Here is a 25,477-nt window from a genome sequence, read left to right as displayed (position 1 = left end):
CGCTTAACCGCGCAGGACAAGCCCAGTTTTGAGAACCTTGCGTTAACTTGGGATGATGTACAGAAGCCACTTCTGCATGCGGATGGCGACCTTGGAGATGATGTGAACCGGCTTGCCATGATCGGTATAAATGGCCACCGTCCCACCAGCACCAAGCGGCAGACTGGGGATCGTTTGGTCCTGATCCAACAGGATTTTCACAGCCAAGAAGCCATGAGAGCCAACCTGCGAAGCAAGCGGAACCGATTTGCTGGGGTCAAACTGGCCTTCGCCCGTCGCCGGAATCACTTGGTCCACTTTGCCTTTAAATAGTCGGCCGGGGAAGGGATTCAGAACCAATTCCACATCATCCCCGCTCTCGACGTTCATCAACCAGTTTTGTGGATACGAAGCGACGATAAACGTTTGTTCGGTGTTGATGAACGTTCCGGCAGCCGCCAACGGCACCGGGACCAACATCGTCCCCTCCTGCACCGTCCAGTTCACAACATAACCATCCGCAGGGGCCAACATTTTGCATTGCCCCAAATTAAACTGGGCGTCGCTGACCTGCGCCTCGGCGGCTTGAACCTTGCTTGCGGCGATCTTCACGCCCAACATCGCCTGACTTTCCGAAGCGTCCGCCTGCTGTTGGACGGCTTGAGCGGCGACCAGTCCGGCTGCCGCTTGTTGTTCGGCCGCTTGGGATTGGCTGAGTCCTGCTTCGGCTTGCAGCAGTGCCGCTTGAGCCTCGTTGACTCCGGTTTCCGCAGCTTGCAAGGCTGCGTCCGCTGCTTGACGACTCTGCACCGACTGAGTCACGCGGAGCGCGCTGATCGCTCCGGCGTCGGTCTTCTGCAGGTTCACGGCGATCTGTTCTTCGGTCTTCGCCAAATCGTCAGCCGCCTTGGCCTTGGTGACTCCCGCTTCCGCGCTGGCGATGCCCGCTTTGGCTCGTTTGATACTCGCCAACGCGTTGGAAACTACAGCCTTCGATTGGCCGACGGCCGCAGTGGCTTGCTGCACGCCAGCCGCCGCGCTTGCCACACTCGCCTTGGCGACGTCCACGCCCGCCTCGGCTTGTTTGAGTCCCTCGCGGGATGCCTGCAGCTGCGCCGTGGCTTGGTCGAGCGCGTTCTGATAAGGCGTCGGATTAATCTCCAGCAGCAGGTCGCCCTTCTTCATCGGCACGTTGGCTTGGGCATGCACCTTCGCAACTTGCCCCTTCACATAAGGGACCAGCTGGACAACGTATTGCGTCGTGACGACGCGCGGACTCACCGGAGCGGACAAAGTCCAGGCGACCGCTGGCCCACCGATCACAAAAATCCCCGCCACCAAAATCAAGGCGATTGGATAGGGATTCGGTTTGACCAACTTCATCTTAAAAAGCAGGACCACTACCGCCACGTAGATCGTCAACATAAAAGCAATCACGGCGTCATATCCTACTTGGCGGTGAGTTTATTGAGAGCAGCTTGCAAGGAATCGACCTGCGTCTGCATTTTTGCAAGCTGAGCTTGCCCGTCGCCGCTGGCGGACGATTGCGATTCCCGATCGGAATTCGCTCCGTTAGCTGCTGCGGAAAACGGTTTCAGATACGCCCAGATCATGGCGAACGGCCAGAGAATGCCGAGCGTAGCAACGCCCAGCCAACTCGCGACATTGATCGCCGCGGCCTGAGGATGATTGCGTTGCTTGGCGATCTGGCCCGGCAGCTGTCCCAGGGTGACCACAACGATCACAACCGCCGCTAGCAGCACGCCAAATACAGCAAAGGCAAATATGTCGAAGACGTCGATTGTTCCGCTCCTAACGATGGAAGAATAGCTTCGCGTGCTCGGCCGATCCGTATTTTCCGATGGCTCCCACGTCGAGCCTGTTAATCTAACCAACGAACAAGTTTATAGCGAGCAGAAGCTTCCAACGCATTCGTCGCGATCATTACGTCCCCACCCAGCGACAGGCCTCTGGCGGGTTGTAGCGATTCGAGTTGCGAGGTGCGCCGATGCAAACGAGGGGCACGAGACAAGGTTTACCCCAGCCTCCACTTGATGCTGAGCAGCCTAAGCTTACCGGTGTTCGCATGTTGAAGCACCAACATTGGAAACGACCAGCCCGGAGTCACCAATGCTGCCGATGGGGGCGCATTCGCGTCGCTACGTCTTGAGAGGGCGACGTGCCGCAAATGTGAGGCGCGTTAATTTTATCCCCAAATAGTGGAACAATGGTACTGCGTACCCTAAATTGCGATTGGTTTCGAATCCGATGTCGGAATGCCAACGTTGAAACAACGAGGACAACATCATGAATCACAGATTTCTGACCTTCATCGTGGTTGCGATGCTGGGTGCTACCCACTCACCCGCAGGCTTTGCCCAGCAGCCAGCGATCGCTCCGACGGGTCAGAAATCGGCAGCGCCGCCGACTCCCTCGGAGGCCGCGATTCGCGCCGAATCCGAAGCGTTTGTGGCCGCCTTCAACAAGGCGGACGCCCAAGCGATCGCGGCGTTTTGGACCGAGGAGGGTGAGTATATCGATGCCAGCGACCGGCAGATGGTTGGACGCGAAGCGATCGAGCAAGACTACTCCGAGTTCTTTGCCGCGAACCCCAATGTGAAAATCCAAATCGCAATCGACTCGTTGCGGTTTCTTAGCGACAGCATCGCAATCGAAGATGGACGCGCAATTGTTGCTCCGCTTCCCCAGGGGGCTCCCGGTGTCAGCAAATACACAGCGGTTCACACCAAGGTCGATGGAAAGTGGTTGATGGCGTCGGTGCGAGAAACGTGGATCGAGACGCCGATCACTCGCCAAAGCATGGCTGACTTCGAATGGCTGATTGGTGCCTGGGTCGCTGAAGAGCATGGAAATCAGTCTGAATCGGTCTACAGCTGGGTGGCCGACAAAAGCTTCGTCCAACGCACCTACACGACCACGCATGCCGATGGCACAAAGACCTCGGGAGTGCAATTGATCGGCTGGAATCCGGTTCAAGGACGTGTGCAGTCATGGAGCTTTAGTCCCGATGGCGGCCATGCTTCGGGGCTCTGGTCACCGAATGAACGTGGATGGACAGCCGAGATGATCGGAATGACCGGCGACGGAACACCAACGACGTCGCTCATCCGAATCGCACGGCTCGACGACAACGCATGCGTCTGGCAATCGATTCAACGTACGCTCGGCGGCGTCGCGATCCCCGACACCGACGAGGTGGTCATCAAACGCCAATCGCCACCGGCCGCAAGCCAACCGACCGAACGCTAAATATCCCGTAGATGCTGAATATACCTTCGCCTATCAAAGAGATCCCCATGTACCAACAGCCGCTCCTTACCCTGCTGACGATAAGTTTGATGTTCTCATTGCCACTGGCTGACTGCTTGGGGCGCGGCCGAGGCGGCGGTGGCTTTGGCGGAGGGCATGGGGGCGGCTTCGGAGGTGGCGGCGGTGGCTTTGGCGGCGGTGGACATGGAGGTGCGGGTTTCGGTGGCGGCGGCTTCGGCGGTGGTGCTGGCTTTGGCGGCGGACATGCTGGAGGTGGTCTTGGTGGCAGCGGACTTGGTGGTAGTGGACTTGGTGGTAGTGGACTTGGTGGTAGTGGACTTGGTGGTAGTGGACTTGGTGGTAGCGGACTTGGTGGTAGTGGACTTGGTGGTAGTGGACTTGGTGGTAGTGGACTGGGTGGTAGTGGACTGGGTCGCGGCGGACTAGGTGCTGATGGGCTTGGCGGTAGTGGACTGGGCGGCAGTGGACTGGGCGGCAGTGGACTGGGGCGCGGCGGACTAGGTGGAAGCGGGCTTGGCGGCGGTGGTCTAGGGGCTGATGGGCTTGGCGGATCAGGATTAGGTCGCGGTGCGAGTGGCTTGGGTGGCCTCGGTGCTGGAGGGCAAGACGCTGGGAGCAATCGATTCTCCGCGCCAACTCGAAACCAACTCAGTGGATTTCTTGGCCTTCCATCCGACGACGGTCTACACAGCCTAAGCGGAAACCGCGGTGACAACTTTGACGTTAATCACGGTACGGCGGAAGGGCCGCGGGGAGGCAACGCAGCAGGTGTCGCGGTGACGGGGCCACAAGGCAATACGGCAGGCCGCGCCGTAGGTGTAGGGCCCGATGGCGGCGTCGCCACAGCGGGTGGAGTGCGAGGTGCTGACGGTGGAGCGGCGGCGCGTGGCGCTGCAGTTGGACCCAATGGAGGAGTTGCAGCAGGCAGCGCGGCGCGAGGCCCCGACGGCGGTGCGGCAGCGCGAGGCGCTGCGGTTGGACCCAATGGAGGAGTTGCAGCCGGCAGTGCGGCACGAGGCCCCGACGGCGGAGCGGCAGCGCGGGGCGCTGCGGTTGGACCCAACGGAAGAGTTGCCGCAGGCAGTGCGGTGCGAGGTCCCAACGGCGGTGCCGCAGCGCGGGGAGTCGTCGCCGGCCCCGCCGGTGCCGCAGCAGGATTTGCACGAGTCACCCCATCGAATCGCTACACGACAGCGGTCGGAGTTCGCACCAATTACAACCACTGGGACATCTACGGCGGACGATGGTATACCGATCATCCCGGAGCCTGGTTCGCGGCAGGATGGGCTACCGGCGCCGCTTGGCGAGCGGCCTCTTGGGCGTCCGTCGGCGCGTGGATGGATTACTATCCAACGACACCGATGTATTACGACTACGGCAACAACATCACCTACGAAAACAACAATGTGTATGTCGATGGCCAGGACGCTGGAACGACCGAGCAGTATTACGCGCAGGCAACCGAGTTGGCGAAGTCGGGTGCCACAGCCAAGGCTCCGTCCGACGGCGACTGGTTGCCACTGGGAGTGTTCGCGTTGACCAAGAATCGTCAAACAAACGCGATCGTTACGATCCAACTGGCGGTGAATAAGCAAGGTGTGATTCGCGGGAACTACACCGACACCAAGACCGGTAAAACGATGGTGATCCAAGGTGCCGTCGACAAGAAAACTCAACAGGTTGCATTTACAGTTGGCGACAATCAATCGAACTTAATCGAGACCGGACTTTACAACTTGACGAAAGACGAAGCTCCCGCTTTGGTTCACATCGGGGACGGCAAAACGGAGCAGTATCTTCTCGTTCGGCTGAAGAACAAAGATCAGGATTCGGCAGACGCTGATAGTTCGCCAACATCCTAGTCTTCGCGCGGCAGCGGTTTGCGAGACCAAGGCAAATCCACTTGTCCAAAGTGCGATATGCCCGGCAAAGCGATATCCGCTGGCCCACGACCGGCATCTCCGCAGCGGTAGCCTTTAAAGGTTCTTACCGTTTGTGATCTAGCCGCCATCGCGACACGTTCCTGGGCTACAACACGGTGCAGTCCCGTCTACCGTCTGCGATCCCTTCGGGAGCGTTTGGATGTGTTGGGGCGACGCGTTCCGAGGGGCGCCGCTTTGCGGCAACCCCCGGCTACCATTTTGAATCCCTGCGGGATTTTTGCTCCGTTCGGTGGGGCGTTGCCGCTGCCGAGGATGGGTCGGCGAGTGGAATGCGATGCGTTATCATTTGCACACTCCGACGTCTTAAGATCGGGTGAACCGAACGCTCCTCCCTTCCGGCGTCCTGAGCCTCGGGCTTCAAATTAGAATAGCTTCATGAACGAAACCAACGAAATCGCACCGACCTCTGGACGTCCCGACCGCTTTGTCGCAGGAGTTCGTCGGGCGGCGTCGCGCGTGCTGGGGACCAGCCCGGTCGGCGAGCGGGTGCTCGAACTGTGCGATCGCTTCGAAGCCCAGCGGGCTGCGATTCTGCAGACCCGCGTTCCCGATGCGATCGTCGTCGGCGTGGTCGGTCCAACCGGTCAGGGGAAAACTTGGTTGGTCCGCCAGTTCATCGAAGATGCCAATTTACGCCAGGCGTTGCCTAGCGGAGATCGAACCCGCGAAGCGACGGTCCGCATCGCCTGGGTCGGTCCCTATCCGCCGGCTGATATCAACGACCGCTACGAACGGTACCTGCACTGCGAAGCGGAGAAGATGTTTCCGCTGGGGGTCGAATATTTGATCCTCGACACGCCGGGAGCGACCGATCAAGATCCGCATGTCGTCGAGATCTCCAAGCAGACGCTGTCGCTGGCATCGGTGCAGATCCTTGTCGTCCGCCGCGATCAATTGCGGTCGCAGGTGGTCCACGATCTGGTCAACGCCAGCGAGGGGACTTTGGTGCTGCCGGTGATCAACATCGTCCGCCAACACGACGACAAACTCTCCAGCGACATCGACGCCTACTGCGCCGCGATCCACGCCGCCGCTCCGTCGTCGGAAATTCTGCCTCCGGTGATTGTGCATGATTTTGATGTGGTCGACGACGAAGCAACGATCGCGCGCACGACGCGAGAAGCGATCGGGCACGCGCTGCGCCCTCGGTTGGTCGAAGCGGGCGGGGCGGAACGGCGGCAACGAGCGCGACTGGCCGCCGCCGATCGCCGCTTCCGACAATCGCTGCACGAGATGATCAGCGACGAGCTGCCCTACCTGGTCCGCGCTGTCGATCATCTGCACGAAGCCGCCGACCGACTGCCTGTCGATGTCGCGAACAGTCTCGTCGGCAGTGGCGGATCGCTGCGAGCGGGGATCCGTTCGCGGTTGCGGTTGGCGCTGCTGACCGATACCGCGGCGATCTGGTTTCCTTACAAGACGCTGATTGGATTGTTGAACCTCACCCATGGTGCCTGGGACCGGTTGGTGTTGAGTCTTTCGGGCAGCCTGCCCAGTTTGATCAGTTCGGCCTGGACGTCGGCGACGAATATCGGACAGATGCAGTCGATGGAAGCGGAGATGCGAGGGGGCGTTCGCGAGCGTTCAGCCGCTTTGGTTCGCGATCGTCTGGGGCCGTTGATCCGTACGTTCCAGCAAGAACTGGGGCCGCTGAATGCCCAGGCACCGCAGGCGATGGGAAATGAATCGCATCACGCCCACCTTCGCGGCATCGACCAACTGCAACATTCCTCGCAACAGATCTTGGAAGAAGAGATCGACCGCGGCGCGATCGGCGGTGCGACGGCTCAGTTGTTGGGCTTGGTCGGCACGCTGATCTTTTGGGCGTTGTTTGCCGGGCCTGTGGTGGGGCTGTACTCCAAATACTTCCGCGCTTCGTCCGCGGTGGCGACTGACCTGCACGATCACCTGGATCAATTCCCCGCACCCGAATGGGCGATGCTGTTAACCAGCGTCTTGTTGTCGGTGATGCCGACCGCGGTCTACGCGATGTTGGTGATCACGATGACGCAGAGCAATCGGCGGGTGCAGAAGTGTAGCAGCAAAATTCACGATCGGCACTCGCAGGAGATCGTCCGCTTGCAACGCGAAGGGGTGCTGCGATTGGAATTGGACGATCCGATCTTGGCCGATGCCGAGTTTTTGGTCCGCGCGGGGAAGCAGCGCGACACGGCTTAATCCAGCAAACGACTGCGCGGCCGCGCTATGCCGTCGCTGGGAATTTCTTCGCGTTCGATCGTTTTATGGCGGTTGTGCGGCGGTTGTCGCAAGCGCTGCATCCGCTGCAATCGCACCCCGGTGCGACGATTCTTTAGCCGGATGCTATGATTACGGTAACCTTCGTTGTTTTCCGAAGGCCTGCCTGCCAACGTGCTCAGGATTGCTCGATTCGATTTCGCGGTCCGCAACGACGTTACTCGACAAACCTCCATGCAACACCTTTCCCAGATCACCGTCACCTGTTTTGTCGGCAGCTATATCGTGGCGCTGCTGCTGGAGATCACGCGCGGCATGTTCCGACTGCCCGGACGGATGGCCGGTGTGATCGGATTCACGGCGGCGGGGCTTTATACGCACGTCGCCTACCTGACGATGAGCGCTCGCCAACAGATGGACGGTCGCGGAGTGGGGCTGTTGGCCAGTTGGTACGACTGGACGCTGTTGCTGGCGCTGGGCGTGGCGATCTGTTACGCGATCCTGCTGCTGCGTCGGCCCGATTCGACGCTCGGATACTTCCTGTTGCCACTGGTTCTAAGCCTGATCGGATTGGCTGGCGTGCTCCGCAATTCCGCTCCCTTTTCACGCGACGAAGCGACAGGTTTTTGGTTGAACATGCACGCCGGTTCGATGCTGTTGGTGACCGTCGCGGTTTTGCTGGGCTTTGTCGCCGGTGTCGTCTATCTGGTCCATTCGTATCGTTTGAAGCACAAGCGGTTGTCGTCGGCGGGGATGCGATTGCCGAGCCTGGAGTGGTTGCAAACGGTCAACCGCGTCTGTCTGCTGACCAGTACCTGCCTAATGGCGGTCGGCTTGTTTGCCGGGATCGCGATGCATTTGAATCGCAGCGGCGAGATCGTCTGGACCAACCGCGGGATCGCCCTCTCTTGCGTGCTGTTCGCTTGGTTGGTGATCGCAACCCTCTTCGAGGCGTTCTACAAACCGGCTCGCCGCGGTCGCAAGATCGCCTACCTGACGCTGGCCAGTTTCGGATTCTTGGTCCTCGCGATGGCGGGACTGTTTACGTCGAACCATGGTGGGACGGGAGAACCGCCGGCGGGTAAGGCGCAGGTGACCGAACAAACCACGTCGCTGAGCGTCGCGTTCGCGAAGGGGGCTGAAGTATGAAGCTCCAAATGATTGGCTGCAGCCACCATCAAGCCAACGTCGAATTTCGCGAGCGGTTGTCCTTCACGGGAGATCAGGCACAGCTTGCATTGGATGCGTTCCGCGACCGGTTTCCCAAGACCGAAGCGGTGCTGTTGAGCACCTGCAATCGGGTCGAGTTCTACACCGCGACCGATGACGACAGCGGGGTCGAGCAGGCTCAGTTTGTCGACTTCTTGGCCGGCCAGCGCGGATTGACTCAGGACCAATTGATGGAACATTTGATCTGTCGCAACGGCAACGAAGCGATCGAGCACTTGTTCACCGTCGCCGCCAGTTTGGACAGCATGGTCGTCGGCGAACCCCAGATCTTGGCTCAAGTGAAACAGGCCTACGAACTGGCCTGCACGCAGGGATCGGCCGGGCCGTTGACGCATTCGATCTTCCAGACCGCCAGCCGCGTCGCCAAACGCGTCGCCAGCGAGACCGCGATCCATAAGAAGCGCGTCAGCATTCCCAGCGTGGCGGTCGGCGAGATCGCTGTCGAATTTTTCGAGCGGATGGACGACAAGCGAATCGTCCTGATCGGCGCGGGGGAAATGGGGCGGGAAACGCTGCAGTACCTTCGCGACAAAGGAGCGCGCGACGTGCGGTTGATCAACCGTCATCGCCAGCGAGCCGATGAAGCGGCGGCCGAACTGGGGGCTCGCAGTGCGGATTGGGAAGAGATGCATTCTCTGCTGGCCGATGCCGATCTGGTCGTCAGCACCACCGCGGCGACCGAACCGATCATGGACGTGCAGCGTTTTGGCGCGATCCATCAAGCTCGCTACGGGCGGATGCTGTTGATCCTCGACTTGGCCGTCCCCCGCGACTTCGATCCCAAGATCGGTGAATTTTCGGGCGTCTACCTGTATTCGGTCGACGACCTGCAAGCCGCCTGTCATCGAAACCAACGGGAGCGTGAAAAGGAGTGGCCCAAAGCCAAGCGGATCATCGAAGATGAGACCCGCGAGTTTGTCACGGCGCTTCACCATCGCGCGACCGGTCCGGTGATCAAACGTTTGCGCGAACAAACCGAACAAGTCAAACAGGATGAGTTGGCAAGATTGATCGGGCGGCTAGAATCTGCCGGTGCCAGCGACGAGATCCGACGCGAAGTCACCCAGTCGTTTGATCGTCTGGTCAACAAAATGCTGCATCCACCGATGGCTTCGCTGAAAGACGACGTTGCCAGCGGCGGCAACCACGGTTTGTTGGATGCCCTGCGGAAACTGTTTCAATTGAACGATGAGTGATCCAAGCGTGATGCCTCGAAATCGCAGCCGTCGTTGGCACCCGAATTGGCCATTGATCGGTGTGGTCGGTGGATTGGCAGTCGCTGCGGTGCTGTATGTATTGGCCTCTGTCGGTCTGCATGACCATCGACACGACCACGCCAGCGATCTCATCGTTCCCTGTTTGTTGGATCTGTTTGTCGTCGCTTGGTTTTTCTGGTTCGGTTCATCGATCGGCAGTTTTCTGAACGTCGTCGCATGGCGGATGCCACGCGGCCGGTCGATCAACGGATTTTCGGCCTGCCCGTTTTGCGCCGTCCCCATCCGAGCCTACGACAATGTTCCCGTCTTCGGTTGGTTAAATCTTCGCGGCCGCTGTCGCGCGTGCCGGTTGCCGATCGCCGCTCGGTATCCGATCGTCGAAGCATTGGTTGGGATCTCGATCATGCTGGTCGGAGTGTTGGGGCTGTACAGCGGTGGCGAGAACCTGCCGTTTAGCGGCGCTCGCGGTCAGGGGCACGGGCCGTTGCGGATGCCTCACATCACCACAGAAATTATTGCGATCAACATCTACCATATTGCGATCTTAACCGGCGCGTGGGCCTTTGCATTGGTCCGCGTCGACGGCTTTCGATTGCCAGCAAGGTTGGTGCAGTTCTTCTTGACGCTGGCGATCGTGCCGATGCTCGCCTGGCCGCCGCTGCAACAGGTTCCCTGGCAATTGCGAACCGAGCCGGGTTGGGACAACGGCAGCCATCTGGTCGCATTGTTTTATCTGGTCACTGCGGTGGCGGCAGCGTGTGTGTTGGCGCGGATGATGGCCCGTTATGTCTGTCCGGGGGCCGATCCCAAGCTGGATCCGTTGGGCAAGGATACGGCGCGGTTGATCGATCTGATCTGCATGCTGACACTGCCGGGAATCGTCCTGGGGTGGCACGCGCTGATCGCAATCTGTGCCGTGTCGATCGTCGCAGCAATCCTGTTCCGCAACGCGTTTCCATCACGCAACGGATACGAATGGTTGATGGCATTGATCCCCGCTGTGATGGCGCTCCATCTGGCCTTCTGGCGACCGCTGGCCCAGTGGTCGTTGTGGCCCGCTGTCGATCATTCCCCAGGTGTCATCCTGGCTTGGTTAGCAGCGGTTTTGGTGCTGTCAGCTGGCCTGCGGACGGTTGTCGTCGAACCGCCTGCCGAAGTGCTCCTTGCCGAGGGAGCCTGTGATATCGCTGCCGATTCCGAACCGGATATGGAATCGGCTGACAATGAAAGGACTTCCCTATGAGCGTCTTGCCGACCGATATCGCCCGCACCGCGCGAGGGCTACGGATCACATGGTCCGACAATTTGGTGACCGAATTCACCGCGCGCCAATTGCGCGACGCCTGTCCCTGTGCAACGTGTCGCGAGAAACGCCGCGCCGCGGAGCCCGAAGAGGTCGATAGTGATCAGGCTCCGGCCCCTCGCAAGCCGATGGGCTTGCCAGTGCTCTCAGCTCAGGAAACCCGACCGATGGCCGTTTTGGGAATGCGGCCGGTGGGCAATTACGCCTACAACATCGCGTTCAGCGACGGCCACGATTCGGGGCTGTTCACGTTGGATTTCTTACGTGCGCTGCCGACAGGAACGCAGGGCGGAGCGCCTGGAGAATCAACGCATGGTACGTGACAACAGCACGCCACTGTAGACAACGACGGTAAACACGATTGCGGTGCCCGCGATCAATAAACGCTTGGCTTTGGTGAGATCGCGGGTGGCAATCTGTTGAACCAAGACCACGACAAAGGCGACCGAAAGCATCTTCAACGCAATCATGCCGTCAAAGCCCCATCGTTGCAAAAAATAATTGGCGATCGGGTTTGTTTCGATCCCGCCAACTTTCAAAAGTCCCCATGTCATAAAAATATCCAAAACGTTCACCAGAACGAAAACGGATGTTTCATTTTGCAGCGGCAGTTCGCGAAAGAATGTTTGCCAAACCAGATGCTTGGGCATTTCCACCGGCTTGGAGTTGGTGATCTTCTGTTTAGGTAGGGGCACCGGCGCTGGAGGTGACACCTCTTTTGCCGCGCGCGTTTTTGAAGTACCTGTTCTGGTGTGCACTCCTTTGCGGTGCGATTCGCGGAGCGTTCGGAAAGCTTGCTGAACGTCTTGGAAGTCCCACGGATCGCTGCCCGGGTCGGCGCGATATTCTTCTTGTTTCTTGAGAAACGCAGCTTCAATGGTTGCGAGTGACGCCGTTTCGGGAACTCCCAAAATTTGGCAAGCTTGTTTGATAGCTTCCACGCCCGCGGTCTCCTCACTTCACAACTATACAGAACAGCACTATCGAAATTGAAATCTAATTATAGTTTCCAATTTCGGATTCGACACGCTCCTACAATACGATATCCTATGCCTCCGAGAGCTACAGGATGCCAAGCTCGGGAGCCACCCTTTTGGCGGTTTAAAGATGCCTCTTTGGCGACTATCGCAGTTCGTGTTTACGCACTATCAATAACAGTCGCTGATAAATGGAAACTAGGTAATAGATTGACTTAGCCAATTTGATGCCTAGTATTCCGGGGCACCTAGCTTGAACTTTCGGCCACCATTTTAAGTAACAAGTTCAATCGAGACGAACTGATAAAGTCGACGCGCGCACGAACGTTGGTACGTTTTCGATGGACATCAAACGCAATGAGGACATTCCGTTGTCAGACAATAATCCCCAATCGAACAGCCGCGTTTTGCGTGGTACTTTGAACATGTTGATCATGCGTGTTGTTAGAGATTCGCCAACGCATGGTTATGGAATCATGAAACAGATCGAAGCCGAATCGGGCGACGTGTTGAAGCTTGAAGAAGGTTCGCTTTACCCCGCTTTGCACCGGCTCGAAAAAGAGGGGTTGTTGACTAGTGAGTGGCGTCAAAGCGAATCGAATCGACGCGCAAAGTTCTATCATTTGACGCAAACCGGTAGCGATGCATTGATCGCTGAAATCGCCAACTGGGACATCGTCTCGGCCGCCGTTAATCGCGTCGTCCAAGCCTAACAGCAACGTTGCGACGTAAAAAAAGCGTCACACAATAAGCGCAGGCCCCGTGCTGCGCTTATCGCATGACGCATCGTTCTCAAATGTAATCGCTGTCTTGTCTAGCGATTGCATCCAACAAAACGCCGCGATGGGTCTATTCGTCGGCGTAGACCATCGTGCTCTCTTCTTTTGTCACCGGCACGTTCGACTGATCGCTAGTCAGAATCGCTTTCAGTACGTGAGTTCCTGTCGCGATACCTTTCACCGTCACGTGGAAGGTGTGTTCATCCTGAGCCGTCATGCGTTGCAGCGGCGCGAACGAAACGATACCTCGGCCATCGACCTGAGCCTGCTGGTCGGCACGCACAAATTCCATGCCCGGCGGAAGCGCCAGTTGCAATTGAACATTGGTGTCTTCGCGGGATCCGGAGTTGGTGATCCGGATCGCATACGTGGTTTGTGTTCCCGTTTCGATCGGGTCGTGATCATCGTTCACGCTGAACGTGATCTCAGCCAAGGTTTCGACGGTGATCGGTTTTTCATTGCGGGCTTGAATTCCCAGGTCGGCTTGGGCTTCGAGGCGGACCAATTGTTCTCCCGCTTCGATCGGCAGCAAGACCAACGGCACTTCACCCGCTTCACCGACCGGCAGTTCGGCAAGGCTCCAGAATACCGCGTGCCGGGTGGCATCGTATTGACCTTTGTATTCGGTGCTGACAAACGACAGGCCGCGATCCAGGTAGGCCACCACGTCGACATTGGTCGCTGATGCGGATCCGTTGTTAGCGATCTGCAACATGTACTTCGCTTGGCGTTCCAGGAAGCGGCGGGTAGGTCCGTCCATCTTAATCGCCAGTTCTGGCGAGATGACTTCGATCGGCAGTGCGTTTTTGGCGACCACTTGATCTTCGGAGATCAATTGGATGAAGTTGTTCGCGACGCCTGGCTTGGCCGCTTTGAGGATCAGCCGTTGACGGCGGACTTGCCCCGGTTGGATGTCTCCCAACAGGTTGTCCAGTTGTTTGCCTTTGGGATGTTCCAGGCCGTCGGGAACGTCTTCCTGCAACACGACGCCGTAAGCGGTGCCGGTGCCGGGATTGGAAACTTCGATTTCGATTTCAACCTGCTGTCCAATCAGGACCTGCTCCGAAGCGCGTTGGACGATCTTCAGTTCGGGACGCGTGCTGAGCGTTCGCACGCTGGCGGCCGCTTCGAAGCTCAAGCGCGCCACGCTGCCGAGTTCACCTTCGGCAACGGGCATCATTTGCAGAGTGATGGTGCGCTCTCCAGCCGGTTCCAGGTCACCGAATTCCCAAGTCATCAGGCTGCCTTGGATCTGTGGTTCGGGGGACGCTTCGATCAATTCCATTCCTTCGGGAATCGCATCGGTGACGACCACGTTCAACGCGTCCGTCACGCCGGTGTTCCGGATCTGGATGGCGAGCGTGGCTTGTTTTCCGACGTTGATCTCTTCGGGGGCACGTTTGTGGATCGTGACGCTTGGGGCCTGTGCACCTTCGAGCAGGCGGCTGCCCGGTTGAGCCAGGATGCTACTTGGATCAACGGCTCGGTTCATCGGTTGCACGTTGCGAGCGGCCATCGGAGCTGGGGCTGCACGCGGGGCGGGCGGTGGCGTTGCGATCGCTTCGCGTGGGATCGCGGGCGCCGCGGCTGGTTGGTCGGAATACGTTTCCGAGGGAGCGGCGCGAAGCGGCGAGGGGGCGGTGGGAGCTGAATCGCTAGGCAGGTTGAAACCGGGCGAGGTCAGCGTCGGGTTGGCGGCTCGCGGTGCGGGGCTCGCTTCGCTGCGGTAGTCTTCGGGCATGTCGACCAATGGCCCGCTTTGAATTCCCACGCCACGTTGAGTCATGATCGATTGGTCGCTAGCTAGCGGAGCCGGTGCGGCTGCGGGGGCTGGTGCGGCGGCCACGGGTTCCTCTGCGGGCGTGCCTTCACCAACGCCTTCGAATGCCGAATCGGGCATCTGGATCGTTTGAGGCTGGGAGGCGTCCGATGGTGTTGCCGGAGCGGTAATCGCAAGGTTGGCGTTGGGAGCCGAGAACGCGGGGAGCGGAGCGGGAGCGTTAGCGACTCCAGTGCCGATCTGCGAATCGTTGGAATCGGTCGGCAGCGTTTCGGGCAAGTCGAAACTTGGCGAAGCGGGGGCGTTGAATTCTGTCGACGCACTGCTGTCCTGGATCACCGGCATCGAGAAGCTGGGGGGCGCACTGACTGCCCCACCATCGATCGGCTCCTGATGCGAGGCCAGCTGGATCGTCGGAGGCGCGTTGACGCTGGTCGCAATCGGCGCGACCCCGCTGTCGCTGCCACGAACGATTTGCGTATCCGGCGGCGCAGGCCACGCACTACCCTCGAACCCGTCGCCACCGATGGGGCGTGGCGGAGCCAGTTGGTTTTTGAGATCGACGAACTCTAGCGAGCTAGTCGAGGAATAATCTTTTTGAGCCTGCGTGATCGCCATTACAGCTAGACCAACCACGCCGACCAACATGCCCAAACGGGTACCGAGCCGTTTCATTGTTCTCGAATCCTTTCACAAACAATGCGCCGATGTTGCGACTGAGATACCTACCTATCAAATCTATTCTGCTATCGATAGACCGATTCGTTAAAGTTGTCGCAAACTTGCAGTGCAACGCGCTCGCGTGCTAGCACACGGGCGCGATGCGGATCCGCGGTTGTCCCGATTGGCGCAAGGCCTCCGCCGCTCGAAGAGAGGTCGCGAGCGTATTCGGCTGAAGGTCGGCTCCAGAGCGGGGCCGATCGAGCTCCCGATTAGCCCTTCGCTTTTTCCTTGGCCCAGCTGTCGCGGAGGCCCACAATCTGATTGAAGACAGGCTTTTCGGGAGTCGAATCTTTGTCGACGCAGAAGTAGCCTTTGCGTTCAAATTGAACACGATCTTCCGGCTTTAGTTCGGCCAAACTGGGCTCGACCTTGACCATGAACGTCTTCAGTGAATCTTCGTTCAGATGATCTAGGAACGATCCGCCCGCGTCGTTCTTCTCTGGGTTTTCCACCTTGAACAGGCGATCGTACTGCCGCACTTCGACCTCTTTGGCGTGGGGCGCGCTGACCCAGTGGATCGTCCCTTTGACCTTCCGGCCCGACGTATCGGCACCGCTTTTGGTTTCGGGATCGTAGGTGCAGAGGACTTCGATCACGTTGCCAGCGTCATCTTTGACGACGTCGTGGCAATCGAGGATGTAACCGTATCGCAAGCGAACGGCCCCGCCCTTCTTCAAGCGGAAGAACTTCTTCGGCGCTTCCTCCTGGAAATCGTCCTGTTCGATGAACAGCGACCCGCTGAACGGAATCTGCCGCGTGCCGGCGCTAGCGTCTTCGGGATTGTTGACCGCGTCGACCATTTCCACTTTGCCCTCGGGCCAGTTGGTGATCGTAAGCTTTAACGGGTCGAGGACCGCGTTGCGTCGTGGGGCGACTTTATTCAAATGTTTGCGGAGGGCATTTTCCAGCCGTCCGGTATCGATCATCGAAATGAACTTGGCCACGCCGATGTCGTCGCAAAAATCGCGAATCGATTCGGGGGTGAAGCCGCGACGGCGAAGACCACAGATCGTTGGCATCCGCGGATCATCCCATCCGCTGACGTGCCCTTCGTTGACCAATTGCAGCAGCTTGCGTTTGCTCATCACCGTATAGGTCATGTTCAAACGCGCAAATTCGATCTGCCGCGGATGGTGGATTGCCAGCGATTTGCAGAACCAATCGTACAGGGGGCGGTGGTTTTCGAATTCCAACGTACAGATCGAAAACGAGATCCCTTCGATCGAATCGCTTTGGCCGTGCGCCCAATCGTACATCGGGTAGATGCACCAGGCATCACCGGTGCGATGGTGGTGTGCCCGTGAGATCCGATACATCACCGGATCGCGCAAGTTGAGGTTGGGGGAGGCCATGTCGATTTTGGCACGCAGCGTCTTGCTGCCGTCGGGAAACTTTCCAGCCCGCATGGCGCGGAACAGTTCCAGGTTCTCTTCGGGCGAACGGTCTCGATTGGGGCTCGGTTTACCTGCTTCGGTGATCGTGCCGCGGTATTCACGCGTTTGTTCGGGGCTCAGGTCGCAGACGTACGCCTTCGAATCGACGATCAATTTCTCCGCCCAATCGTACAGCTGTTCAAAGTAGTCGCTGGCGTAATAGAGCGCATCCCACTGGAAGCCCAGCCAGCGGACATCGTCCATGATCGCGTCGACGTATTCGGTCTCCTCTTTCGATGGATTGGTATCGTCGAAGCGGAGGTTGCATTTGCCCCCCATCCGTTGTGCCAAGCCAAAGTTCAGGCAGATCGCCTTGGCGTGTCCGATGTGCAGGTAGCCATTGGGTTCGGGAGGAAAGCGTGTCTGCACGTTCGCGAATCGACCGGCGGCAAGATCTTCTTGGATCGCGGTTTCGACGAAGTTCAGCGGACGGGCTTCAGGTTCGTTGGCCGAATCGTTCACGAGAGGACACTCCAGGCAGGTCGAGCAGGACGTTATTTCAGTACAGAACGGTAGATTATGACGGCTGGGGCAGCCGTTCCGAAGGGGACTACCGTCGCGTCATTCGCTCATCCACGCTGGGACTCTTCCTGCGCTAGGATCTCTTCGAGCACCAGCTTCAAGGCGGCCCGAGCGCGGCTCAATCGGCTGCGGACGGTGCCGATCGAGATCTCGAGAATCTCCGCGATATCTTCGTACGCACAGTCCTGCATTTCACGCAAGACCAAGATCACGCGGTGGTCTTCGGTCAACTGATCGAGGGCCGATCGGACCGTTTGAACGCGATCGTCCCGGATCATGGAAGCATCGGGAGCTTCGACCTTATCGATCGGTTCCAGCCCCGCCGATTCGCGGGCGTGTTCCAACGAGACGGTGTTGCGTTTGCGTCGTCGCCGACTCAACGCACTGTTAAATGCGATCCGGTACAGCCAGGTAAAGAACTGGCTTTGGCGTTGGAACGTGTGCAGTTTGACAAACGCCCGCACAAAGGCGTCTTGGACGACATCCTCGGCGTCGTCGGCCGATCCGGTCACCTGCAGCATCGACGCGAACAAGCGATCTTGGTAGCGATGCACCAATTGCCCAAAGGCCGCTCGGTCACCCGCCAGCGCCATGTCGATGAGTTTTGAATCGTCTTTCACGCGCGGAAGAGAAGTGGGCCGGGGGCGGGAGGGAGCAGAGTAACCTGCTTTAGTTTAGTTCCGCAGCGCCGCCGGGACCACTGTCGGCTAAATGGCGCTGCAGGTACGACGCACGTTCGACGTTGCGGTCGGCCGATCCGAGCGTCCGGCCGCGGAGCTTTTGCAGATGCGCCGGTTGGGTGTGGATGAACAGCTTATTGATTGTCGTGATCGGCAGGTCGTCGATCAGTCCCAGGTTGATTCCCATTCGGACCTTCGACAGGTAGTGCATCGTCTCTTCACTGCTGATTTTTTTTGCCGTGCAGAGGATTCCGCGGGCTCGACTGACATCGTCGTGTAGATCCTGTTCGCTCTCTTCGACGAGGAATCGCCGGGCCCGGCGTTCGTAATCGATCAAAACGGGGATCACTTCGCTGACCTGTTGGACCAATTCTTCTTCGCTGCGGCCCAACGTGATTTGATTGCTGACCTGGTAGAAATCGCCCATGTACTGGGATCCTTCGCCGTAAAGGCCGCGAACGGTCACGCTAATTTTTTGCAGGCTGCGGAAGACCTTGTCGATCTGGCGGGTGATCACCAGGGCGGGCAGGTGCAGCATCACGCTGACACGCAAGCCGGTTCCGGCGTTGGTCGGGCAAGCGGTTAGATACCCGAACTTGGAGTGAAACGCATAGGTGATCTCGCCTTCGATCAAATCGTCCAGGGCGTTGACGGTTTGCCAGGCCTCTTGCAGGCTCAGCCCGCTGTGCATGACTTGCAGCCGCAAATGATCTTCTTCGTTGATCATCACGCTGAACTGTTCGCCGGGATCAATCGCCACGGCGCGGGCGCCTTCGGAATCGGCCAGTTCACGGCTGATCAATTGGCGTTCGACCAGGAATTGTCGATCGACTTCGGAAAGTTCATCGACCATCAGATAGCGGACGTCTTTCCACTGCTCTAGCTTTTCCATTTTCGCCCGCACGGTCCGTTCGATCGCTTGTCGGTCCTCGGGGCTGCATTTTTTGATGAACGGAAACCCGGCCAGATTGCGAGCCAGCCGAACTCGGCTGCTGATCACAATGTCCGATTCGGGCCCGGTGCCGCGCAGCCATTCGCCGCATTGTCCCGCCAATTCATCCAACTTGGGATCCATGTCCACGTGCGTAACCTTCGGTGTTTGATTAGAGATCGCTCGATGTATCCGATTGACCCGATTCCAGACTGCGAATGCGATCGCGGATCTCCGAGGCACGCTCGTAGTTCTCCTTTTCGATCGCTTCTTCCATTTCGCGGCGAAGCTGAATCAATTCCGCTTGGCGATCCGCCGAGGGGGCCAACCGCGTTGGACGCTTGCCCTTGTGTTCGCGGGAGGCATGGATGTTGATTAACAGCGGTTCGAGATCCTTCTGGAAGACCGTGTAATCGTAGGGACAGCCCAGTCGGCCGGCGTTACGGAATTCGTAAAACGTGATCCCGCAAACGGGACATTCCTGCTGGTCCAATTCGGCCAATTCTTCGGCGGTCTGGCCTAGCTTGAGCTGCTTTTCCAAGTGATCGGCAACTAAACTCGTAGGCGTCGACTGTTCTTTGGACAAATAATGCCGAGCGTGCTCTTCACACAGATGCATCACCTGAGGACCACTGGGTTCGGTCAATTCGGTAATGTGAAAGGTCGCAGGCTTTTCGCAGTGTTGACACTTCATTGATCACACGCCTTTCTCAAAACACCATCCTTATTAAGATATCACCTGAAAACACAGGCTTGCCGATTCTAACTGTCCCCCTTGAACCGTCAACCAACGCAGCGCCGCTGGCAGCGACCGCCCGACTTTCGCGGTCGCTGTTGTTAATTGTACGGGGCGGGAACGAATTGCACGATCTGTCTTCCCTCGAAACTATCGAACCCGCCAGGCGGTTTGATGCTCTTTGACAGCAATTTCCGCCAAACCTCGGTAAACGCAATGCATACGCCCCACGAAGAAGAATTTACTCGCCTGGCCGCCACCCACGACCTGGTACCGGTCACGCGGCGTTTGCTCAGCGACAGCCTGACCCCGGTCAGCGCCTTTCGGTTGCTGGACACTGGCGGAGGGGCGTGTCTGTTCGAAAGTGTGATTGGGGGCGAGAAGGTCGGTCGTTTCAGTTTCCTCGCCGTCGATCCGATCATGCGGTTCTGCGCCCACGGGAATTCGGTGTCGATCACCCGCGGGGAGACGACCGAAACGAAGACATGTGGAGATCCGTTGGACGAATTTCGCGGACACTTGGCCGGCGTGACCTTCGCCGACACCGGAGACCTGCCTCCGTTTGTGGGCGGTGCGATCGGATATGCCGGCTACGATGTCGTTCGCTACGTCGAACATCTGCCCAACGCACCCGAAGACGATCGTGGACTGCCCGATCTTGACTTTGGTTTCTATCATACCTTGGTCGTGTTCGACAACGTCACCAAAACGATGACCATCGTGGCGGTCGCGCGGCCTGCCGACTTCGCTTCGCCCGCCGCCGCTTATCGCGACGCAACCCAACGGATCGACGAAACGGTTGCCCGGTTGTCGCGTCCGGTGCCACATCTGGAGACGGCCGACGTCGAACAGAGTCGCGGCGACGATCCGGAGATCACATCGAACTTCACTCGCGACAGCTTTGCCGCTGCGGTCGAGAAGTGCCGCGAATACATCCGCGCTGGAGATATCTTTCAAGTGGTCCCCAGCCAAAGGTTTGCCGTCAGTACTTCGGTCGATCCGTTTGAAATCTATCGCTCGCTGCGCGTCGTGAATCCGAGCCCCTTCATGTTCTTCATGCGAACTCCCGAATGCGCGCTGATCGGTTGTTCGCCGGAGATCATGACTCGCGTGGTCGATGGTGTTGTGACGGTCCGTCCGTTGGCGGGGACGCGTCGCCGTGGGACAACCGAACAGGAGGATTTAGAGCTTGAACGCGAGTTGTTGTCGGATCCCAAGGAGCGCGCCGAGCATGTGATGCTTGTCGATCTGGGACGCAACGATATCGGCCGGATCGCAAAATTCGGAACCGTCGAATTGACCGAAGTGATGGTGGTCGAGCGGTACAGCCATGTGATGCACATCAGCAGCGAAGTTCGAGGAGAATTGCGCGATGGTTTGGACGCCTTCGATGCGCTCAAGGCCTGCCTTCCGGCGGGAACCGTTTCGGGCGCACCGAAGGTTCGCGCGATGGAGGTGATCGACGAACTGGAGCCGCATCGCCGCGGCCCCTACGGCGGTGCTGTCGGATACGTCGATTATCGCGGCAATATGGATACCTGCATCGCGTTGCGTACGATGGTGGTTCAAAACGATCATGTCTACATTCAGGCGGGCTGCGGTGTCGTCGCCGACAGCAATCCCGACGCAGAGTATGAAGAGACGGTCAATAAAGCCAAGGGAATGGTTCGGGCAATCAGCCTCACACTGGCGCGTTTGAGCAGTTCGAAAAAGGAATAACGTTTCCCCGTTCGGTCGATCCGGCCGACGTTCAAGAGGAACACTCTACGGCCACAAAAAACGCGGTTGCCGTTTTCTCTTTTGCTTCTATTGCCTTGGCGCTCGTCGGTGCGAGGCACTCTCGGTGTCCGCTTACTGCGTTTGCTTCCTCGAAGGTCTCCCGACGGTTGGCTCCAGCGGGGAAGAGTTCCCTGCGGAAAAGAACGTAATTTGTGCATGTGGGCCGTTTTGCGGACGACGTTCGCGTCGACGTATCGAAACGTGTCCTATCATTCCCAGGACCTTCATTTGCTTTTCGACGATCCGACGGACCGGTTTGTTTGATTGTGATGATTGTCGGGAACGCCTGCCCTGGCTGCTGCCGTCAATCGTGGGCCCAGCCCCCGTCGTCGTAACCGTACAGCAATAGGCCGTTTTGGGCGAAGAAATCCACCGCAAGTGTCTGTGATGCCTTTGTAAATTGCCGACCGGCAGTTTGCAGGGTGTCGCACCGTGGTGGCCGGTCTGGACCCAGGAACGCTCCTGATTTCTCGACGTTTAGACAAATGATGACGTAATGAACAAACCAATCATGGGTATCTTTTGCCTCGTTGCGGCGGCCTTTGGGAACGCTGCGCCGGTAGTTGCGTCAAGCAGCGCGACTGCAAACGCACGGCACGCCCATCTTGAAAACTCGGAAGCATGGATTCCCATCGCGGAGGGCGTGCGCATTGCTGGGCTAAGCTCCAGTTCGTCGGTTGCGGCGCACCTGCGAGACGTCGCAGCGCGTTGGAGCCACGCGTTGGGGACAATGCCGGACGCTTCGGTCTCCAATATTTCCAACATCTCAAACATCGCAATTTTCCTCGCCTGTCTGGCGATCCCCGGGATTCTGTTGATCTGTGGGGGTGGGCGATTCGGCGGGCCGATTTCTGCTGCGCTAGGACTGTTGTCCTGTTGGATGTTCTGCAGCGGTTTGAACCATCTGATCGTCGGGGACGCATTGCCTTGGTCGGTCGAGCGATTGGCAATGCCACTGTCCGTGCTCACGGCCATCGTCTCGTGGATCTTGGTGTTGGTCTTGGTTCGTCTGCTCCCCACGCTGCGACGCTTGCCCCGCAAGACTTCGGCGGCGAAGTCGTTGAAACGCCGGATCACTCAATTGGAGTTTGCGATCGAAGCAGGCAGCCTGGGCGTATGGGAATGGAACATTACCGAGGACACGTTGGCTTGGGATGCCAGAACACGCGAACTGTTCGATGCCGATCCCGATGCGGATGGGTTGTGCTACCAAACCTTTCTCGATTGTTTGCACGTTAGCGAACGTGAGCAGGTCGCGGTGCGGGTTGCTGAATGCATCACAACGGGATCCCACTACGACACGATGCACACCGTCGTTCATCGCGATGGTTCGATCCATTATGTGCAAGTGCTTGGCAAATACGTCGCCGACTCGGGAGAGCCGGAGAAGTTTACCGGCATTTGCATCGACTGTACCGAAACGCAGCGACAACGCGATACGTTGCAAGCGAGCGAAAGCAATTTCCGAAGCACGTTCGAACAGATCGCCCTGGGGATCGCGCACGTTGCGCTCGACGGACGTTGGCTACGGGTCAATCAGGGCATGTGTGAAATCCTTGGCTACAGCAGCGAAGAGATGTTGCGTGGCTATTTTCAGGACCAAACCCATCCGGATGATCTGAGCAGCTGTCTAAATTTGGTCGGCCAAACGATCGCCGGCCAGCGCGATTCGTTCTCCGTCGAAAAGCGATACGTTCGCAAGGATGGAACGCCGATCTGGGTGAACGCTACGGTCTCGGTGGTCCGTGACCCGTCGGGCACGCCATCTCATCTGATCACTGTTGTCGAAGACATTCAACGTCGCAAGGACGCCGAGAAAGCGTTAAGTGAGTCGTCGGAGCGGACGCGGGCGATCCTGAACTCTGCGTTTGATGGAATTCTGACGATCGATCAGTGCGGCACGATCGGGATGGTCAATTCGGCCGTCGAGCGAATTTTCGGATTCCATGAGCGCGAATTGGTCGGCACCAACGTTAGCAAATTGATGAGCTGGCCGCTGCAATCGGGACACAATTGCGAACAGGAAATCGTCGGTACCCGCAGGGATGGTTCGCGATTTCCGTTGGAATTCAATACGACAGAGGTCGCCGCTGCGGGCTCGCGTTTGCTGACCGTATCGGTTCGCGACATCACCGAACGCAAGCAGACCGAACAGGCTTTGAAGGCAGCCAAGAAGGCGGCTGAAGATGCCAGCGTCGCAAAGAGTGAGTTTCTCGCGAGCATGAGCCATGAGTTGCGAACGCCCCTCAACGGTGTGATCGGAATGACCGAGCTGTTGGCCGAATCTCCATTGGACGTTCGCCAACGTCGCTTTGTGAACGCTTGCCAAAGCAGTGGCAACGCGTTGTTGACATTGATCAGTGACATTCTGGACCTGTCGAAAATTGAAGCAGGTTGTTTGGAGTTGGATGAGCATCCATTTGATCTGTTGCAATTGATGGACGAAGTGATGTCATGCCTGCCGGTGAAGTCGCAGGAGAGTGATGTTCAATTGCTCTACATTCTCGATAGCCCAACCACGTTGCAGTTGAATGGCGACAGTCACCGGTTGCGACAAGTGCTTTTGAATCTGTTGGGCAACGCTTTGAAATTCACCGAACAAGGACAGGTCACCCTGCGTGCCGAACCGCAGCAATTGACGGACGATCGGGCGACGATTCGGTTCTCGATACAGGATACTGGGATCGGGATCCCGCAGGATCGATTGGACCGGTTGTTTAAATCGTTTTCTCAAGTCGACAGTTCGATTAGCCGGAAATATGGCGGATCGGGGCTGGGCTTGTCGATCAGCAAGGCGATCGTCGATGCCTTGGGGGGACAGATTGGAGTCGAAAGCACCGAAGGTGTGGGCTCGCGATTTTGGTTTACCGTTTCGTTTAAGGTGGCCGAAGCAGACGCCGACTCGACCCATGACTGGTCGTTGGGGCGGCTGTCGAATCTACGCGTCCTGTTGCTCGAACAGCAATCGGCGACGCAGGAGATGTTGGTCCAGTTTCTCCGCAATTGGGAGATTCAAGTGGACGCGGTGGAGACCGCCGACTTGGCGATACCGCGTCTTGAACGCGCCTTGGGAATCGGACGGCCTTACGATCTTGTAATCGCGGACGAAGCCGCATGCGTCGACGGCGATAGCGGTTGGATGCGTCATGTCGAATCCCATCGCTCGGATCAAGATAAGCCGGTCCCGCTGTTTGTGATCGGCGCCGCGGATCGTGGAGCGGCAATCCACGCAGACGGTTACCGCCAGTATCTGCCGCGTCCCGTGGGGCAGTCCCATCTGTTCGACGCGCTGAACGATCAGTTTTGTCGCGGAGCTAACAAACGCGAAGTTGCCGTGGCGGTCGATGACGTGCAACAGCAATCCGGTGACGACGGGATGACGACACGGATTTTGCTGGCCGAAGACAACGCCACCAATCAGTTGTTCGCACGCGAGATTCTGTCGCGGAACGGTTGGAAGTGTGACATCGTCGAGAACGGGGAAGATGTCTTGGCGGCGCTCGAAAAGAAACCCTACAGCGTGATCCTGATGGATTGCCAGATGCCGATCATGGATGGCTTCACCGCCACTCAGGAAATCCGCAAGCGAGAAATCGACGGACGGTTAAGCCATTCGCCTCTGATCGTCGCCCTAACCGCCAACGCGATCCAAGGTGATCGCGAACGCTGCTTGCACGCCGGGATGGACGACTATGTTTCCAAGCCTTTTAATCCCGCGCATTTGGCATCGGTCACGCAAAGCATGTTGGACCTCGCGGACAAGCGAGCCAAGCGAAAGAGCACAGATTGTCAGACGGATGTCTCCCCATTTCGTGAAACGTCACCACGTGAATGTTTTTCAAATGAGCGGGGCGATGGCCTGCCTGCGGGGATCGATTTTGCGCCCCCCGCGGACTATGTCGGACCGCAGGGTTCACTGCGTTGATTCCATGATCCGGTGGAGCGTATCGTCGATTCATTTTGAATCCAGCTCCGGTG

19 protein-coding genes are annotated in these 25,477 nt (G+C 58.2%); 11 read left to right on the top strand and 8 right to left on the bottom strand.

Annotation, left to right across the window (positions count from 1 at the left end; genetic code table 11):
- Positions 1-42: 42 nt before the first annotated feature.
- On the bottom strand, positions 43-1,416 hold the full coding sequence (locus Poly24_RS24030; protein ID WP_145101657.1) for an HlyD family secretion protein: 1,374 nt from the start codon (positions 1,414-1,416) through the stop codon (positions 43-45).
- 11 nt (positions 1,417-1,427) lie between these two features.
- A complete protein-coding gene (locus Poly24_RS24025) occupies positions 1,428-1,874 on the bottom strand; it encodes a DUF3302 domain-containing protein (RefSeq protein ID WP_261343098.1) in 447 nt (148 codons plus the stop codon).
- A gap of 412 nt (positions 1,875-2,286) precedes the next feature.
- On the opposite strand from Poly24_RS24025, the gene Poly24_RS24020 reads away from it, so the two are divergent.
- The 8 genes from Poly24_RS24020 (at position 2,287) to Poly24_RS23990 (ending at position 11,482) form a co-directional block, all read left to right on the top strand.
- A complete protein-coding gene (locus Poly24_RS24020; protein WP_145101655.1) occupies positions 2,287-3,249 on the top strand; it encodes a YybH family protein in 963 nt (320 codons plus the stop codon).
- 138 nt (positions 3,250-3,387) lie between these two features.
- Complete coding sequence (locus Poly24_RS27575) at positions 3,388-3,696, top strand: hypothetical protein (protein ID WP_231753322.1); 309 nt, start codon at positions 3,388-3,390, stop codon at positions 3,694-3,696.
- 350 nt (positions 3,697-4,046) lie between these two features.
- Positions 4,047-5,132 carry a hypothetical protein gene (locus Poly24_RS27570; RefSeq protein ID WP_231753321.1) on the top strand — a complete coding sequence of 362 codons (1,086 nt, stop codon included), beginning with the start codon at positions 4,047-4,049 and terminating at the stop codon, positions 5,130-5,132.
- A gap of 456 nt (positions 5,133-5,588) precedes the next feature.
- On the top strand, positions 5,589-7,391 hold the full coding sequence (locus Poly24_RS24010; RefSeq protein ID WP_145101650.1) for a hypothetical protein: 1,803 nt from the start codon (positions 5,589-5,591) through the stop codon (positions 7,389-7,391).
- A 252-nt stretch (positions 7,392-7,643) separates the two neighbouring features.
- Complete coding sequence (gene ccsA, locus Poly24_RS24005) at positions 7,644-8,558, top strand: cytochrome c biogenesis protein CcsA (protein WP_145101648.1); 915 nt, start codon at positions 7,644-7,646, stop codon at positions 8,556-8,558.
- Positions 8,555-9,835 carry a glutamyl-tRNA reductase gene (gene hemA, locus Poly24_RS24000; protein ID WP_145101645.1) on the top strand — a complete coding sequence of 427 codons (1,281 nt, stop codon included), beginning with the start codon at positions 8,555-8,557 and terminating at the stop codon, positions 9,833-9,835. The genes ccsA and hemA overlap by 4 nt, the downstream gene beginning before the upstream one ends.
- Positions 9,828-11,099: a prepilin peptidase gene (locus Poly24_RS27705; RefSeq protein WP_315852220.1), complete on the top strand. Its 1,272-nt coding sequence runs from the start codon at positions 9,828-9,830 to the stop codon at positions 11,097-11,099. The genes hemA and Poly24_RS27705 overlap by 8 nt, the downstream gene beginning before the upstream one ends.
- Complete coding sequence (locus Poly24_RS23990; RefSeq protein ID WP_145101643.1) at positions 11,096-11,482, top strand: DUF971 domain-containing protein; 387 nt, start codon at positions 11,096-11,098, stop codon at positions 11,480-11,482. The genes Poly24_RS27705 and Poly24_RS23990 overlap by 4 nt, the downstream gene beginning before the upstream one ends.
- On the opposite strand, the gene Poly24_RS23985 is transcribed toward Poly24_RS23990, so the two are convergent.
- Positions 11,465-12,100, bottom strand: coding sequence for a DUF5658 family protein (locus Poly24_RS23985; RefSeq protein WP_145101641.1), 636 nt, complete (start codon positions 12,098-12,100; stop codon positions 11,465-11,467). The two genes, Poly24_RS23990 and Poly24_RS23985, sit on opposite strands and share 18 nt — an antisense overlap.
- Before the next feature lie 377 nt (positions 12,101-12,477).
- On the opposite strand from Poly24_RS23985, the gene Poly24_RS23980 reads away from it, so the two are divergent.
- On the top strand, positions 12,478-12,849 hold the full coding sequence (locus Poly24_RS23980) for a PadR family transcriptional regulator (protein ID WP_145101639.1): 372 nt from the start codon (positions 12,478-12,480) through the stop codon (positions 12,847-12,849).
- A 136-nt stretch (positions 12,850-12,985) separates the two neighbouring features.
- On the opposite strand, the gene Poly24_RS23975 is transcribed toward Poly24_RS23980, so the two are convergent.
- The 5 genes from Poly24_RS23975 to Poly24_RS23955 all read right to left on the bottom strand — a co-directional run bounded on the left by Poly24_RS23975 (position 12,986) and on the right by Poly24_RS23955 (position 19,678).
- A complete protein-coding gene (locus Poly24_RS23975; RefSeq protein WP_145101637.1) occupies positions 12,986-15,370 on the bottom strand; it encodes a COG1361 family protein in 2,385 nt (794 codons plus the stop codon).
- 257 nt (positions 15,371-15,627) lie between these two features.
- Complete coding sequence (locus Poly24_RS23970; protein ID WP_197452136.1) at positions 15,628-17,313, bottom strand: glutamine--tRNA ligase/YqeY domain fusion protein; 1,686 nt, start codon at positions 17,311-17,313, stop codon at positions 15,628-15,630.
- 107 nt (positions 17,314-17,420) lie between these two features.
- Positions 17,421-17,993 (bottom strand): RNA polymerase sigma factor, encoded by a 573-nt coding sequence (locus tag Poly24_RS23965; protein WP_231753320.1) that lies wholly within the window; start codon positions 17,991-17,993, stop codon positions 17,421-17,423.
- Between the two features lie 49 nt (positions 17,994-18,042).
- Positions 18,043-19,128, bottom strand: coding sequence for a protein arginine kinase (locus Poly24_RS23960; protein ID WP_145101633.1), 1,086 nt, complete (start codon positions 19,126-19,128; stop codon positions 18,043-18,045).
- Positions 19,129-19,156: 28 nt separating this feature from the next.
- Entirely contained in the window at positions 19,157-19,678 is a 522-nt protein-coding gene (locus tag Poly24_RS23955) for a UvrB/UvrC motif-containing protein (RefSeq protein WP_145101631.1), read from the bottom strand.
- 258 nt (positions 19,679-19,936) lie between these two features.
- On the opposite strand from Poly24_RS23955, the gene trpE reads away from it, so the two are divergent.
- Together trpE and Poly24_RS23945 are read left to right on the top strand one after the other, a co-directional pair.
- Positions 19,937-21,439, top strand: coding sequence for an anthranilate synthase component I (trpE, locus tag Poly24_RS23950; RefSeq protein ID WP_145101629.1), 1,503 nt, complete (start codon positions 19,937-19,939; stop codon positions 21,437-21,439).
- 790 nt (positions 21,440-22,229) lie between these two features.
- On the top strand, positions 22,230-25,424 hold the full coding sequence (locus Poly24_RS23945) for a PAS domain-containing hybrid sensor histidine kinase/response regulator (RefSeq protein WP_231753672.1): 3,195 nt from the start codon (positions 22,230-22,232) through the stop codon (positions 25,422-25,424).
- The last annotated feature ends 53 nt before the right edge of the window (positions 25,425-25,477 follow it).

The organism is Rosistilla carotiformis (assembly GCF_007753095.1).
In the GTDB taxonomy this organism is placed as follows: Bacteria; Planctomycetota; Planctomycetia; order Pirellulales; family Pirellulaceae; genus Rosistilla; species Rosistilla carotiformis.
This window is presented reverse-complemented; position numbering and strand designations above follow the sequence as displayed.

Bases quoted from the DNA above. Each gene is read 5' to 3' on its own strand.
- Poly24_RS23945 (WP_231753672.1), top strand. From the start codon at position 22,230: ATGCCGGACGCTTCGGTCTCCAATATTTCCAACATCTCAAACATCGCA.
- Poly24_RS23975 (WP_145101637.1), bottom strand. From the start codon at position 15,370: ATGAAACGGCTCGGTACCCGTTTGGGCATGTTGGTCGGCGTGGTTGGT.
- Poly24_RS27705 (WP_315852220.1), top strand. From the start codon at position 9,828: ATGAGTGATCCAAGCGTGATGCCTCGAAATCGCAGCCGTCGTTGGCAC.
- ccsA (WP_145101648.1), top strand. From the start codon at position 7,644: ATGCAACACCTTTCCCAGATCACCGTCACCTGTTTTGTCGGCAGCTAT.
- hemA (WP_145101645.1), top strand. From the start codon at position 8,555: ATGAAGCTCCAAATGATTGGCTGCAGCCACCATCAAGCCAACGTCGAA.
- Poly24_RS23960 (WP_145101633.1), bottom strand. From the start codon at position 19,128: ATGGATCCCAAGTTGGATGAATTGGCGGGACAATGCGGCGAATGGCTG.
- Poly24_RS23980 (WP_145101639.1), top strand. From the start codon at position 12,478: ATGGACATCAAACGCAATGAGGACATTCCGTTGTCAGACAATAATCCC.
- Poly24_RS24010 (WP_145101650.1), top strand. From the start codon at position 5,589: ATGAACGAAACCAACGAAATCGCACCGACCTCTGGACGTCCCGACCGC.
- Poly24_RS24020 (WP_145101655.1), top strand. From the start codon at position 2,287: ATGAATCACAGATTTCTGACCTTCATCGTGGTTGCGATGCTGGGTGCT.
- trpE (WP_145101629.1), top strand. From the start codon at position 19,937: ATGCATACGCCCCACGAAGAAGAATTTACTCGCCTGGCCGCCACCCAC.
- Poly24_RS23955 (WP_145101631.1), bottom strand. From the start codon at position 19,678: ATGAAGTGTCAACACTGCGAAAAGCCTGCGACCTTTCACATTACCGAA.
- Poly24_RS23990 (WP_145101643.1), top strand. From the start codon at position 11,096: ATGAGCGTCTTGCCGACCGATATCGCCCGCACCGCGCGAGGGCTACGG.